General features: G+C 67.8%; 12 protein-coding genes. 11 read left to right on the forward strand and 1 reads right to left on the reverse strand.

Features of this window, described 5'->3' with window-relative positions; translation table 11 throughout:
• Positions 1 to 44: 44 nt before the first annotated feature.
• The 6 genes from htpX (at position 45) to radA (ending at position 6,855) form a co-directional block, all read left to right on the forward strand.
• The gene (htpX, locus tag HTUR_RS01005) at positions 45 to 926 is read left to right on the forward strand and encodes a zinc metalloprotease HtpX (RefSeq protein ID WP_012941435.1); all 882 of its coding nucleotides are present in this window, start codon (positions 45 to 47) and stop codon (positions 924 to 926) included.
• A 141-nt stretch (positions 927 to 1,067) separates the two neighbouring features.
• A complete protein-coding gene (locus tag HTUR_RS01010) occupies positions 1,068 to 1,625 on the forward strand; it encodes a metal-dependent hydrolase (RefSeq protein WP_012941436.1) in 558 nt (185 codons plus the stop codon).
• A gap of 96 nt (positions 1,626 to 1,721) precedes the next feature.
• Complete coding sequence (gene pspAB, locus HTUR_RS01015) at positions 1,722 to 2,327, forward strand: PspA-associated protein PspAB (protein ID WP_012941437.1); 606 nt, start codon at positions 1,722 to 1,724, stop codon at positions 2,325 to 2,327.
• Positions 2,328 to 2,707: 380 nt separating this feature from the next.
• Complete coding sequence (locus HTUR_RS01020; protein WP_012941438.1) at positions 2,708 to 4,348, forward strand: receiver/sensor box histidine kinase; 1,641 nt, start codon at positions 2,708 to 2,710, stop codon at positions 4,346 to 4,348.
• Between the two features lie 90 nt (positions 4,349 to 4,438).
• Positions 4,439 to 5,632 carry an outer membrane protein assembly factor BamB family protein gene (locus HTUR_RS01025; RefSeq protein ID WP_012941439.1) on the forward strand — a complete coding sequence of 398 codons (1,194 nt, stop codon included), beginning with the start codon at positions 4,439 to 4,441 and terminating at the stop codon, positions 5,630 to 5,632.
• Positions 5,633 to 5,823: 191 nt separating this feature from the next.
• Positions 5,824 to 6,855: a DNA repair and recombination protein RadA gene (radA, locus tag HTUR_RS01030; protein WP_012941440.1), complete on the forward strand. Its 1,032-nt coding sequence runs from the start codon at positions 5,824 to 5,826 to the stop codon at positions 6,853 to 6,855.
• 38 nt (positions 6,856 to 6,893) lie between these two features.
• On the opposite strand, the gene HTUR_RS01035 is transcribed toward radA, so the two are convergent.
• Positions 6,894 to 7,223 carry a HalOD1 output domain-containing protein gene (locus tag HTUR_RS01035; protein ID WP_012941441.1) on the reverse strand — a complete coding sequence of 110 codons (330 nt, stop codon included), beginning with the start codon at positions 7,221 to 7,223 and terminating at the stop codon, positions 6,894 to 6,896.
• A gap of 389 nt (positions 7,224 to 7,612) precedes the next feature.
• On the opposite strand from HTUR_RS01035, the gene HTUR_RS01040 reads away from it, so the two are divergent.
• From HTUR_RS01040 to HTUR_RS01060, 5 genes are read left to right on the forward strand one after another with little or no spacing between them, the layout of a single operon-like run.
• Positions 7,613 to 8,986 (forward strand): diaminobutyrate--2-oxoglutarate transaminase, encoded by a 1,374-nt coding sequence (locus HTUR_RS01040; protein ID WP_012941442.1) that lies wholly within the window; start codon positions 7,613 to 7,615, stop codon positions 8,984 to 8,986.
• Complete coding sequence (locus HTUR_RS01045; protein WP_012941443.1) at positions 8,983 to 10,566, forward strand: pyridoxal phosphate-dependent decarboxylase family protein; 1,584 nt, start codon at positions 8,983 to 8,985, stop codon at positions 10,564 to 10,566. Before HTUR_RS01040 ends, HTUR_RS01045 begins: the two co-directional genes overlap by 4 nt.
• On the forward strand, positions 10,563 to 12,500 hold the full coding sequence (locus HTUR_RS01050) for an IucA/IucC family protein (RefSeq protein ID WP_012941444.1): 1,938 nt from the start codon (positions 10,563 to 10,565) through the stop codon (positions 12,498 to 12,500). Before HTUR_RS01045 ends, HTUR_RS01050 begins: the two co-directional genes overlap by 4 nt.
• Positions 12,497 to 13,174, forward strand: a complete 678-nt coding sequence (locus tag HTUR_RS01055; RefSeq protein ID WP_012941445.1) for a GNAT family N-acetyltransferase — start codon at positions 12,497 to 12,499, stop codon at positions 13,172 to 13,174. The genes HTUR_RS01050 and HTUR_RS01055 overlap by 4 nt, the downstream gene beginning before the upstream one ends.
• Positions 13,167 to 14,675 (forward strand): lysine N(6)-hydroxylase/L-ornithine N(5)-oxygenase family protein, encoded by a 1,509-nt coding sequence (locus HTUR_RS01060; RefSeq protein ID WP_012941446.1) that lies wholly within the window; start codon positions 13,167 to 13,169, stop codon positions 14,673 to 14,675. The genes HTUR_RS01055 and HTUR_RS01060 overlap by 8 nt, the downstream gene beginning before the upstream one ends.

The following is a 14,675-nucleotide window of genomic DNA, read 5'->3' on the forward strand; positions in this document are numbered from 1 at the left end:
ATCTCGTCAAGGCACTTATTTCTCCGGAGCCCCTTCGTTGAGCTATGAAATGGCAGGCGGACTGGGGGTTACGCTTCCGGATGTTCCTGACGATGTTTCTGCTGTTCGCGCTGTACATCGTCTTCGCGGGCGTAATCGCCGCGTACATGGGTAGTTTCGTCGTCTTCGTCGTCCTCTTCGGCGGGATGTCGTTGGTCCAGTACTACTTCAGCGACACGCTCACGTTGCGGAGCATGGGCGCGAAGACGGTTTCGGCCGACGAGTACCCCGAACTGCACGCGTCGATCGAACGGCTCTCGCAGCAGGCCGACCTCCCGAAACCGAAAGTCGCGGTCGTCGACTCCAAGGTCCCGAACGCCTTCGCGACCGGGCGTAACCAGAAAAACGCGGCCGTCTGCGTGACGACGGGGATCATGCGGACGCTCGACCAGGACGAACTCGACGGCGTGCTCGCCCACGAACTCGCCCACGTCAAGAACCGGGACATGATGGTGATGACCATCGCCTCGTTCCTCTCGACGATCGCGTTCATGATCGTCCGCTGGGGCGCGTTCTTCGGCGGCGGTCACGGCCGCGGTCGGCAGGGCGGGGGCGGCGGCATCATCGTCGCCATCCTCGTCTCGCTGGTCGTCTGGATCATCAGCTATCTGCTCATCCGGGCGCTCTCGCGGTACCGCGAGTACGCCGCCGACCGCGGCGCGGCCGCCATCACCGGCAACCCCTCCGCGCTCGCCTCGGCGCTGCTGAAGATCTCCGGCGAGATGGACAAGGTGCCGAAAGAGGACATGCGCGAGGAGGCCGAGATGAACGCCTTCTTCATCATCCCGATCAAGTCCGGCGTCGTTGGCCGCCTCTTCAGCACTCACCCGCCGACCGAGAAGCGCGTCGAACAGCTTCGGACCCTCGAGCGCGAACTCGCCGCGTGATCGATGCCCTCCGGACGTTCACCCTGATCGGCACGCGCCGATCGCTTCTTCCGAACATGTTCCTTCCAAGTGGGTCTCATCCCTCTCCGTTGTCTGCATGATGGCGATTACTTAAGCGTGAGTCGTCCGGACTGTGCCGGCATGGTCGAACCGATCGGTCACGTCGCGATGGCCCTCCTCTTTGCGGTACCGGCGTGGTTCCTGTGGGGACGCCGCCCCGCGGTCACCTTCGCCGTCCTGACGCAGGCGACTGCGCTGTTCCCCGACGTCGACATCTATCTCCGAGAGCACTTCGTGCGCCCGTTGCTCCAGCACCACGGGATTACGCATACGGTGCCGTTCATGCTGGTCGTGGGCGGTATCTTCGGCGTCGGCGCCGCGTACGCGTTGACGCCCGTCCTGAACGCCAACCGATTGATTCACAGCGACTCGATCACCCCGGGGACGACGTTCGTGTTCACGACGGCGGCGTTCTGGGCCGGCGGTCTCAGTCACGTCGCGGTGGATCTGCTCTCGGCCGAACCGGACGCGGCGATCGCACCCCTCTGGCCGCTGTACCGCGACGACGTCGTCGTCAATATCGTCGCCTACGACTCGACGCCGGTGAACCTCGGGTTGATCGTCACCGCAATCGTCGTCCACGTCGTCCTCTACCGGGCCGAGCGGTATCCCTACGAGACGCGGTGGCGCGTCGGCTGATCGCGCCTCGAGTGTCGCCTTCGGATGCCGGTCGGCGACGGTACCGACGAGTCGCCAACAGGAGGTTTCTAAGGGACCGCCTTCGTTGCCCTTTCTATGGGACTGGTCGACGAACTCCGCTCCGTGCTCGGCTTGCGCGCCGAGACCGACGCCAGACGCGACGCCGACCCCGAGGACCTGTTCGGGATGAGCACCGCCTACCTCACGATGGAGGCCGATCTGGGCTACGAATCATCCGACGTCGGCGCGCTCTGTTTCTCCGGCGTCGACTCGACGAGCTTTCACGACGCAGTCGACGAGGTCGAGGCGATCCTCGAGGCCGGCCGCGAGGAGACCGGCACCGAGTTCTCGGTCACCAGCGACGACCACGGCTACCACTGGGTCGTCCTCGAGGACGACGACCCCGAGGACCTCATCACGAGCATGCACTTCGCCGCGGACACGTTCATCGAGCACGACTACGGCTCGCGGCTGCTCGCGGCGGTGTTCGCGTATGAAAACCGAGACGGCCCCGCCTACTGGATTTACTCGTTCCGCCGCGGCCGATTCTACCCGTTCGCCCCCCGCTCGGGCCGGGAACGCGACTCGAGCGTGGAGTTCAAACTCGAGGCGAAACTCGACGGGGAACTCGAGATCGAACGCGACAAGGAGTACTGGTATCCGCTCTGGCCGAGCGAGGGCGGGACCCACCCCTGGGAGTGAGCCGGCCGAGAGTCTACTGTCGCTCCCACGCCTTCGACTCGAGCGCGCTGTCCCTGCCGAACGGGCGTCTGGGCCGATACCAAATCGTGTTGGCATCACCGCTATGCCCGACCACGCCATAGTCGAATATACGGCAGGAATCACTCCAAGCCACATCATCACCAACTGCGCCATACACCAGTTGCCCCCTTTTCCTGCCGCTTTCCACCCGTTTTCGGTAGTCACGGACTCGAGCAGCGTCGCGTCCACCCGACCGCTCGCGTCCGTTTTTCGGCGTCCGCTCGCCGGGCAGCCTGCTTGCCGAAACGACGGGGAGATGGCCGATTGCCCCGGCCCGAGTACCTATAATTGCGGCCCCGTATTACCGAACGACCGATGCAATGAGAGACGTTTCCAATCAGCTCGCAGGCCGGCTACTCGCCGCTGCGGGGCTCGTTCTCTCGTTGTTCCACCTGACCAACGTCGTCGGCCTACGGGGGACGTCGGCGCGGGCGCTCGTTGCAGTGACGCCCCTCCTGCTGTCTCTCGGACTGGTCGCCGTCGGCGTCCTGCTCGCTCGAGGGCGACTGCTCTCCGCGCGGTTCGTCGGACGGATACTGGCGTGGACCTGCGCGGGCGTGCTGGCGCTCTCGGCGCTCGGCGCGTGGCTGTTCGCCGCGACCGTCGTCGGCGAGGTCTCGCTTTTGAACCCGCTCGCGGCGATGGTCAACGTCGCGACCGTCGGCGCGCTCGTCGGCCTGCTGGTCGGCGTCTACGACGTCCGGGGACTGGAGCGCCAGCGGTCGATCGAACAGTTAAACCGGATCAACGACACGCTTCGCATCGCGACGCGCGAACTGGTGGACAAGACGGAGCGGGCGGAACTCGAGCAGGCCGTCTGCGACCGACTGAGCGAGTCCGCCCCCTACGAGGCCGTCTGGATCGGTCGATACGACGAGGGCGACGTCCACGTTCGCCCCGTAGCGTGGTCCGGGTTCGACGACGAATACTTCGAGTCGCTCGAAGTTACCGTCGACGACACGCCGACCGGCACCGGCGCCGGCGGCCGCGCGATCAAGACCCGCGAACTCCAGTGCGTGCCGAACGTGTTCGAGGATCCGACGATGGAACCGTGGTGGCACCTGTTGGAAATGCACGGCGTCGAGTCGCTCGCCGTCGTGCCGATCGATCACGGCGACACCGTCTACGGGTTCTTCAGCATCTACGCGGACCGCCAGAACGTGTTCGACGCCCACGAACGAGAGGTGCTCGCGGAACTCGGGGAGACGATCGGTCACGCCATCGCCTCGATCGACACGCGCGAGCGCCTCGCGGAACGCGAGCGCGAACTGGCCCGGCAGAACGAACGGCTGGACGCGTTCGCCGGCGTCGTCTCCCACGACCTCCGAAACCCGTTGAACGTCGCGACGGGCAACCTCGAACTCGCGCGCGAGGAGCGCGACGACGAGTCCCTTCGACGAACCGCGGACGCGCTGGCCCGGATGGACGCCCTCATCGGCGATCTGTTGACGCTCGCGCGACAGGGCAAGCTGGTCGACGACTGCGCGCGCGTTCCGTTTCGCCCCGTCGTCGAAGCGGCGTGGTCGACGGTCGGGTCGTCCGCGGCGACGCTCCGGATCGACGGCGACCTCGGCGTCATCTCCTGCGACCGGGACCGACTGCAGCAGCTCCTCGAGAACCTGTTTCGAAACAGTGTCGAGCACGGGACGACGAACGGCCGGCCCGCGGCCGATGAGGTCGCCGAAAACGCCGACCCGAAGGTGACCGTGACCGTCCGCCGGACGGACGAGGGATTCGTCGTCGAAGACGACGGGCCCGGAATCCCGGCCGACAGTCGCCAGTCGGTGTTCGAAATGGGGTACACGACGAGCGACGCGGGAACCGGGTTCGGACTCAACATCGTCCGAAGCATCGCCGAGGCCCACGGCTGGGACGTCTCGGTCGGCGAGAGCCCCGCGGGCGGCGCTCGCTTCGAATTCACCGGCCTCGAGTCGACCGAGTTGGAGTCCGCCTCCTCCTGACGAGCGGGTTCGATCCGGCGAGTCCGATCGGCGATATCGATTCGCCGAGGTCGCATCGATTAATACCCGTCCGCTCGGTAGCACCATCCAGTGAGCGACTGGAACCAGTTCAAGGGCGACCCGCACCGTTCGGGCGTCCGCCGCGACACAGCGGGACCGGACCGCGTCACGGAAGCCTGGACGGCCGACCTCGCCGGCCCGCCGGGGTCGCCGGTTCTCGACCGCGACACCGTCTTCGTCGGCACGCGGCGGGGCAACTGCTACGCCCTCGAGCGCGAGACCGGCCGCCGTCGCTGGACGGTCGAGACGGCAAGCGAAGTCAAGACGTCGCCGGTCGTCGGACGCGACGCCCTCTACCTCGCCGCCGGCGACGGGACCGTCCGCGCGCTCGACCCCGGGACCGGCGAGCAGCGCTGGGAAACCGAACTCGCGGGCGCGCTCGAGTCGCCGCTCGCGCTGTCCGACGGGCTGCTCTACGCCGGCCACGCGGCCGGCCTCTCGGTGCTCGAGGCCGAGACGGGTACCCGCGTCTGGACCCACGAGACCGAGACCGCGGTCGCCGGCGCGCCGGCGGTCGATCGCGCCGCGGATCGGGAGCGACAGGGGTGGGGAGCGGACCGCGACGAAACGGAGATCGACCTGCTGTCGCTCGACGACGCCGAGATGGACGAGGGGGTGAGCGACCGGGATCGGGTCTACGTCGGCACCGCCGCCGGGACGGTGATCGCGCTCGAGGCGGACACGGGCGAGAAACTGTGGAACGCGCCGACCAGCGGCGCGGTCGTCGACGGGCCGACGGTCGCCGACGGACGGGTGTACGTCGCCGACGAGGACGGCACGCTGGTCGCCTTCCACGCCGACACCGGGCAGTCGTGGTTCACCTACGAGATCCAGGACGCGTTTACGTCGTCCCCGACCGTCCTCCCCGCGGCCGACGCGACGTTCGTCGGCGCCGCCGACGGCTACCTCCACGTCACCGACACTACCTTCGGCCGGCGCAAACTGCGTGGCTGGCTGTTCTCGAAGAAGGGCGTCGCCCTCGACGGCCCGGTTCGCTCGAGCCCCGTCGTCGCAGGGGATGTGCTCTGTATCGGCGACGCCACCGGTTCGCTGTACGGTGTCGACGTCGCCGACGACGCCGAGGACTGCGACTTGGTCTGGTTCGTCGACCTCGAGCACGAGATCGCGGACACGCCCGCGCTCGGCTCCGACGCGCTGTTCGTCGGGACCGACGACGGTCGTCTCCACCGCCTCGAGTGGAAGTCCGATCGATCGGCGCCGTAATCGGTCGATCGAGCGTCCGCTCGTTTCACCTTCGGCTCGTCCCGATTCGTCTCTGGTTCCTCCCGACTCGTTCGCGTCATTTCTGATAAACTCCCTGTCGTGTCCGCGATCGACCCCCGTGCCCGCCCACAGTTTCACTTTCACTTCCCTGTTAACGAGGGTTTATGAGGGGTCCGGCACAAGAAGTGGATATGCCTGAAGCAGACCTCGAGACGCTCCCCGGCGTCGGACCGGCAACCGCAGACAAGCTCCACGACGCTGGCTTCGATTCCTACCAGAGTCTCGCCGTCGCCTCCCCGTCGGAACTGTCGAACACGGCGGACGTCGGCGAGTCCACCGCGTCCGACATCGTCCGCGCGGCCCGCGACGCGGCCGACATCGGCGGCTTCGAGACCGGATCGACCGTCCTCGAGCGACGAAACGAGATCGGCAAACTGAGCTGGCACATCGACGAGGTCGACGATCTGCTCGGCGGCGGGATCGAGACTCAGTCGATCACCGAAGTATATGGTGAGTTCGGCGCCGGCAAGTCCCAGGTCACCCACCAGATGGCGGTCAACGTCCAGCTTCCCAAGGAGGTCGGCGGCCTCCACGGCTGTGCGATCTTCGTGGACAGCGAGGACACGTTCCGCCCCGAGCGAATCGACGACATGGTTCGCGGCCTGCCCGACGAGGCCATCGACGCGACGCTCGAGGACCGCGAGATCGAGGGCTCGGCCGACGACGAGGCCGCCGTCGACGAACTCGTCGAGGACGTCCTCGACAAGATCCACGTCGCGAAGGCGTTCAACTCTAACCACCAGATGCTGCTGGCCGAGAAGGCCAAGGAACTCGCGGGCGAGCACGAGGACTCGGAGTACCCCGTCCGCCTGCTCTGTGTCGACTCGCTGACCGCCCACTTCCGCGCCGAGTACGTCGGCCGTGGCGAACTCGCGGACCGACAGCAGAAGCTCAACAAGCACCTCCACGACCTCGACAAGGTCGGCAACCTCTACAACTGCGCCGTCATCGTCACCAATCAGGTCGCCTCGAACCCCGACTCGTTCTTCGGCGACCCGACCCAGCCGATCGGTGGCAACATCCTCGGACACAAGTCCACGTTCCGCATCTACCTCCGCAAGTCCAAGGGCGACAAGCGGATCGTCCGCCTGGTCGACGCGCCGAACCTCGCCGACGGCGAGGCTGTCATGCGCGTCCAGGACGGTGGGCTAAAGCCCGAATAACGCGCCACACCGCGATTCGATTTTTGAGTTTTCGTCGGTTACTCGAGCGACTCGAGCGAGACGCTGATCGTCTCGTCGCCGTCATCAGAAGCAGCCGCTTCTGATTGGCTCGCGGGAGCTTCGCTCCCGAGAACGTCGACCGCCACGGTAACCTCGTAGCCGGCGTAGACGAAGCCGACGTGCCCGGTCCGCGGACGGCCGCGCCGGGTCGGCGCGAACAATTCGTCTAGCGCTTCCGGATCGATCACGTCCCACAGCGGCGGCAGCGTCAGCGGATCGCAGCGCTCGATGTCGCTCACCGCGTCGACGATGGCTTCGGTTACCGAGTCGGACGGCCGGGCGTCCGTCGACAGTGAGTGGACAATCATCGAAAGCGGTACGCTCCGTGCTATGATATAGCTGTCTGTGGCCGTAATTGGTCGCGAAACTCGAACTTCAACTATTCTGTGACCCCTCTCGAGTGAAATCGTCGACCGAACGATCAGGTTCCTCCGTCCGCTGCCAACTTCATCCTGCGCCATCCGCCCCACCTTCTCATAGATTAGCGAACATATTCGGCGTTCGGCGCGTCACCGGACCCCTTTTAGGCCTTCTAACGCCGGATATCGTGGGTCTCAGCGCACCCGGCATATATTTTAGGTTGGCCTAAAAATCGGTGCACTTTTATCGGTTTAGGTTGGCCTAAAGGTCGTATGCCGGACCTGAAATATCAATCGGATCGTCTCGATGACCGATCGTCGACGCGAGGTGTACAGCCGTGATCGGTGACGAGTCCGACACGGACGACCTCCTCACCCAACAGGCCCGCCGGGAGTCGAACGCGCGAACCTATCCGCGGTCGCTTCCGCTGGCCATCGACCGTGCCGAGGGCGCGATCCTCGAGGACGTCGACGGGAACGAGTACGTCGACTGCCTCGCGGGCGCCGGGACGCTCGCGCTCGGGCACAACCACCCCGCCGTCGTCGAGCGGATGGAGCGCCTGCTCGAGCGCGATCGGGCGGTCCACACGCTCGATCTGACGACGCCGGTGAAAGAGCGGTTCGTCGATCGACTGCTCGAGAGCCTCCCCGACGAGTTCGCCGCGAACGCGAAGGTTCAGTTCTGTAGCCCCGCCGGCACGGACGCCGTCGAAGCCGCGCTGAAACTCGCCAAGACGGCGACGGGAAACCGGTCGATGCTGGCCTTCCAGGGCGGCTACCACGGGATGACCAACGGCGCGCTCAGTCTGATGGGTGACACGGCGGCGAAGGAGCCGATTCCGGGGCTGATGCCGGATGTTCACCACCTGCCCTACCCCCACGCCTACCGCTGCCCGTTCGGGCTGGGCGGCGAGGACTGCTGGCGGACGAGCGCCGAGTACGTCGAGCGGACGCTCTCGAACCCCGACAGCGGGATCGTCGATCCCGCGGGAATGATCGTCGAGCCGGTTCAGGGCGAGGGCGGCGCGGTGCCGGCGCCCGCAGAGTGGCTCCGTGAGATGCGTCGGATCACCCGCGAACGGGAGATCCCGCTGATCGTCGACGAGATCCAGACCGGACTCGGCCGCACGGGCGAACTGTACGCGGTCGAGCACGCCGACATCGTCCCCGACGTGATGACGCTCTCGAAGGCCGTCGGCGGCGGGCTCCCGCTCTCGGTCGTCGTCTACGACGAGTCGCTGGACGTCTGGGAGCCCGGCGCCCACGCGGGGACGTTCCGGGGCAACCAGCTCGGGATGGCCGCCGGCGTCGCCACCATCGAGCACGTCCTCGAGAACGACCTCGACGACCGCGCCGCCGAAATGGGCGATCGGCTACGGGGCCACCTCGAGGAGACGGCCGCGCAGTTCGAGGCAGTCGGCGACGTCCGCGGGCGCGGGCTCATGCTCGGGATGGAACTCGTCGATCCCGACGGAGAGCCGGACTCGCTCGGCCACTACCCCGCAGACGGCGATCTCGCGTCGGCGGTCCAGTCGGAAGCGTTCGACCGCGGGCTGATCGTCGAGACCGGCGGCCGCCACGGGAGCGTCGTCCGGTTCCTGCCGCCGCTGACGATATCGAAATCGCAAGTCGACGAGGTCGGCGAGATCATCCGCGAGAGCGTTCGTGCAGTCGTCGCTGACGATCGGACGCCGACGGAGGTGCCGACGTGACGGGCCAGCGCAGTGCGGTCGACCGGGACCGACCTCCCGCCGCGGACGCCGACCCGACGCCGCCGCCGACGGCCGCAACCGCCTTCCTCGGCGGGCCGGACGGCAACGCCGCCTACGCGGACGCGATCGAGCGGGCGCGGGACGTCCTCCTCGAGTCGTTCGCGACGTCTGCGGGGCCCTACGCGGGAACCGACCACGAGACGCTCCGCGAGCGGATCGCCGACTTGCAGGTCGTCCCCGACGACGGGTCGTCGATCGAGGACACCCTCGAGACGGTCGCCGACGACGTGCTCGCGGACTCCGTCCGCGTCCACGATCCCGGCTGCGTCGCCCACCTCCACTGCCCGCCGACGGTCCCGGCGCTGGCCGCGGAGCTGTTGCTGTCGGGGACGAATCAGTCGATGGACTCGTTCGATCAGGCGCCCGCGGCCTCCGTCCTCGAGGAGCGGGTCGTCGACGCCTGCTGTGACCTGTTCGACTACCCGACCGGTGCCGACGGCGTCTTCACGGGCGGCGGCACGGAGTCGAACTTCCTCGGCCTCCTGCTCGCCCGCGACTGGTACTGCGAGCGGCGGTTCGACCGCGACGTCCAGACGGAGGGGCTCGGACCCGAAGCGGCGTCCGACCTTCGCCTCCTCTGCTCGGACGCCGCCCACTTCACCGCCGAGCAGGCCGCCCACCACCTCGGGCTCGGCGAGGACGCAGTTGTCTCCGTCCCGACTGACGACGACCGCCGGATCGACCTCGAGGCGCTGGATTCGACCTTCGAGCGACTCGAGGCCGACGGTCGCCACCCGTTCGCGATCGTCGCCACGGCCGGGACGACCGACTTCGGCAGCATCGACCCGCTCGCGGCGCTGGCGGATCGAGCCGCCGACCGCGACCTGTGGCTCCACGTCGACGCCGCCTACGGCGGGGCGTGCGCTATCAGCGACCGGCTCCGGCCGAAGCTCGAGGGGATCGATCGCGCCGACTCCATCGCCGTCGACTTCCACAAGCTGTTCTACCAGCCGATCGGCTGCGGGGCCTTCCTGCTCCGCGACGGCGACCGCTACCGGCACCTCGAGCGCAACGCGGCCTACCTCAACCCCGAGCGCGACGACGCGGCCGGGGTACCGAACCTCGTCTCGAAGTCGACCCGGACGACCCGCCGGTTCGACGCGCTGAAGCCGTTCGTGACGTTCAACGCTCTCGGCCGGACGGGCGTGGCCGACTGCGTCGAGTACGTCTGCGAGCTGGCCGACGCGGTCGCCGACGAGATCCGGGCCGATCCGGCGCTGGAACTGTGCTGTGACCCCGAACTGAGCGCGGTGGTCTTCCGCTACCGGCCGGAGACTGACTCCGAATCTGGTTCGCTCCCCACCGCCGCCGTCGACCGGGTGAACCGCGCGATTCGCGACGAGCTGTTGGCCGACGGCGAGGTCATCCTCGCCCGCACCGAGGTCGACGGCACCGCCGCGTTGAAGCTCACGCTCCTGAACCCGAAAACGACGCTCTCCGACCTTCGAGACGTCCTCGAGGCGGTCGTCGACCGCGGCGAGGCGCTCGAAACCGACCGAGAGGTGATCGATTCCGCATGACTCCACGACAGACGACACCCGAGACCGACGAGCACGGCGTCGACGCGACGCGAGTCGCACGCGACGCCACGCTGCACAGCTTCCTGAACTGCTACCGCCACGAGACCGGGACCGGCGAGTTCGTCCCGGCTTCGGACGCGCCGATCGATCGCGAACCGGACAGCGGGTTGGTGCTGCGAATTCCGCTGGCGAATCAGGGGATCGAATGCTTCGTCCCCGTCGACTACCGGTCCCCGACGGGTCGCCACCTGTTCGACCTGCCAGCGTACTACCGCGCCGGAGCCGGAGCGAGCGGAACCGATCCGAACGGCACCGGCCTCGAGGCCGACCCCGAACCGGCCGAACTGGACTACACCACGCTGGCGACGCTCGCGACGAAGGAACTCGAACTCGCGCGCGGTGCCGACCCGAACCGAGACGACCTCATCGAGCGGGTCGTCCGCTCCTGTCGGAACGTCGAGCGGTACGTCGACGCCCGCGCGGACGACGCGGAAACCCTGTACGGAACGGACGTTTCCTTCCGCGAGGCCGAGCAGTCGCTGGTCTTCGGGCACCTCCGTCACCCGACGCCGAAGAGCCGTCGGGGGATGGAGCGCGACGCCGAGCGCTACGCTCCCGAACTCGAAGGCTCGTTCCCGCTGCACTACGTTCGGGCCGACTCCTCGATCGTCGAGAGCGAGTCCGCCCGCGCCGACTCCGCCGCGGCGTGGGTCCGCGAGACCCTGCGCGAGGATCCGAACGTCGACGAGGCGTTCCTCGAGCGCCTCGCGGACGACGACGTGCTCCTGCCGGTCCACCCGTGGCAGGCCGAGCGGCTGTTCGAGCGCCCCGAGGTGCAGGATCTGGTCTCCGCGGGCAAACTCGAGTCGCTGGGGGAACTGGGACGGGAGTTCTACCCGACGACCTCCGTGCGGACGCTGTACGCGCCCGACTCGCCGTTCATGGTCAAGGGCTCGCTCGCCGTCGAGATCACCAACTCGCTGCGGACGAACAAGCGACCGGAACTCGAGCGCGGGGTCGCGATCTCGGACCTGCTGGCGACCGAACTCGGCGACGACCTGCGCGATCGGTTCCCCGGCTTCGACGTGATTCGGGACCCGGCGTACCTGACGATCGATCCGGACGCGCTCGGCCTCGAGGGCGACGAATCGGGCTTCGAGGTCGTCCTCCGGGCGAACCCCTTCCAGGGCGAGGACGACCGGCGGGCGACGCCGGTCGTCGCGCTCTGTCAGGACGCGATCGGGGACGAGACGTCCCGGCTCGGTCGCATCGTCGAATCGATCGCCGAGCGCGAAGGCCGCGACGCCGCCGCGGTCAGCGAGGAGTGGTTCCGTCGCTACCTCGAGATTTCGGTGCGACCGCTGCTGTGGCTCTACCTCGAGCGGGGGATCGGACTCGAGGCCCACCAGCAGAACAGCGTCCTCACGCTGGACGAGGCGGGCTACCCCGACGAGTTCCGCTACCGGGACAATCAGGGCTACTACTTCCCCGAGAACGCGTACGACCGGGTCGAGGCCGTCTGTCCCGGCGTCGGCGACCGCGCCGGCACCGTCTGTCCCGACGCGGTCGCCGACGAGCGGATCCGCTACTACGTCGTGCTCAACAACGCCCTCGGCGTGGTCAACGCCTTCGGGACCGCGGGCCTGGTCGACGAGCGGCGGCTGCTCGCCGTCCTCCGCGAGGAACTCGAGTCGCTCCGGGAGTTCGACCGTCCCGGAACGTCGATCCTCGACCCGCTGCTCGAGTCCGACACGGTGCCGCGCAAGGCGAACCTGCTGACTCGCTTCCGCGGGTTGGACGAACTCGAGGCGCCGTCGCTCGACGAGCAGTCGGTCTACGCCGACGTGCAGAATCCGCTCGTCGACCTGCCGGGAGACGACTCCGCTGACGCGGCCGAGTCGCCGGACGCGCCGGAGCCGGAGGTGGGCCGATGACGGCGCGAGAGACCACTCGCGGCCCGCACGCGACGGTCGTCTCGGAGTACGAGTTCGAGTACTACGACGAGACGATCGACCGCCACATCGGCTTCCGACCGGTCGACCTCGAGCGCGACCTCGGCCGCCTGTACGCGTGGCTGGGTTCCGACCACGTCAAACCCTACTGGGACCTCGACGAGCCGCTGCCCGAGTTCCGCGAGACGCTCCGGGAGAAGCTCGCGGACGACCATCAGACGCTGTACGTCGGCTGTCTCGATCACGTCCCGATGAGCTACTGGGAGCGCTACTGGGCCGCCGAGGACGATCTGTCGGCGTACTACGACGCCGAGCCGGCCGATCAGGGAATTCACCTCCTGATCGGGCCGCCGGAGTACCTCGGCGAGGGGTACGCGACGCCGCTGTTCCGGGCGATGATGGCCCTCGAGTTCAGCCATCCCGAGACCGATCGGGTCGTCGCCGAACCCGACGCGCGCAACGATGCGGTACTGGCGGTCCTCGAACGGTGCGGCTGCGAGCTCCGGCGTCAGTTCGAGTTCGCGGAGGAGGAAAAGACGGCGGCCCTCGTCGTCTGTACGCGCGAGCGGTTCGAACGCGAGATTTGGCCGCCGACCGCGACCGCGGACGGGGACGACGCGGACGCACGACCGGCCGAGGTGAGCGACGATGACTGAGGAGGACCGCACCATCTCCGTCGTCGACGGTGACGACGCGACCACCGGTGACGACGCCTCCGAACCCGTCGTCGATCGCGGTCACTACGACGTCCTCGGCGTCGGTCTCGGGCCGTTCAACCTCGGACTCGCGGCGCTGCTCGACGGCGCGGAGTCCGACTGCGATCTCGAGGCCGTCTTCCTCGAGCGCGAGCCCGAGTTCGCCTGGCACGAGGGGATGCTGATCGAGGGGGCCACGCTCGAGGTACCGTTCCTCGCGGATCTGGTGACGATGGCCGATCCGACGAACCCCTACAGCTTCCTCAACTACGTCCGCGAGCGGGACCGCATCTACGAGTTCTACTTCTACGAGACGTTCCAGATCCCCCGCCGCGAGTACGACGACTACCTGCGCTGGGTCGCCGAGACGGTGCCGACGACGCAGTTCGAGCGGGAGGTGACGAGCGTCGAGTACGAGACTGCGGACGCAGGCGACGAGCGTGGCGGCGCCAATGGAACGGCCGACGACGGGACGTTCGTCGTCGAGGCCGTCGTCCCCGAGACGGGCCAGCGCTACCGCTACCGGGCCGACGACCTCGTCATGGGCGTCGGCTCCCGGCCCGCGCTGCCCGAGTTCGCACGCGACCACGCCGACGGGGACGCGCCCCTGTTCCACACCGCCGACTACCTCGAGCGCCGCGCGGACGTCCTCGAGGCCGACTCGATCACCGTCGTCGGCTCCGGGCAGAGCGCCGCCGAGGTCGTACTGGACCTGCTCGAGCGCCAGTCCGACAACGGGTTCCGACTCGACTGGCTCACCCGCTCGGACGGCTTCTTCCCGATGGAGTACTCGAAACTGGGGCTCCAGCACTTCACGCCCGAGTACACGGAGTACTTCTACGACCTGCCCCAGTCTCGGAAAGACGAGTTGCTGCCCGACCAGGACCTGCTGTACAAGGGGATCGACCCCGAGACCAGCGAGCGGATCTACGACACCCTCTACGAGCGCTCGATCGGCGACCGCGACCCCGATTTCGGCATGCTCGCGACGACCGCGGTCCGCGATATCGAGCGCGTCGACGGCAGCTACTGGCTCGAGTGCGAACACCGCCAGCAAGAGGAAGCGTTCGCCCTCGAGACCGACGCCGTGATCTTCGGGACGGGCTACCAGCGGCCGACGCCGACCTTCCTCGAGCCGGTCGCCGACCGGATCGCGTTCGACGACCGGGGCCGGTTCCGCGTGAGCGAGGACTATCGCCTCGAGGGGGACCTCGGCGGGGCGGACGACGACGGCGGCCGCGTGTTCGTCCAGAACGCCGAGATGCACACCCACGGCGTCGGCACGCCGGACCTCGGGCTGGGCTGTTACCGGAACGCGGTCATCATCGAGCGACTCGCCGGCCGCGAGGTGTATCCCGTCGATCGGGACACCGTCTTCCAGGACTTCGACGTCGACCAGTTCGCCGACCACGCGCCGGTTCGCACCGACGCGCCGCGATCGCTGACACCCGATACGGAGTAA

It is taken from the genome of Haloterrigena turkmenica DSM 5511 (assembly GCF_000025325.1).
In the GTDB taxonomy this organism is placed as follows: domain Archaea; phylum Halobacteriota; class Halobacteria; order Halobacteriales; family Natrialbaceae; genus Haloterrigena; species Haloterrigena turkmenica.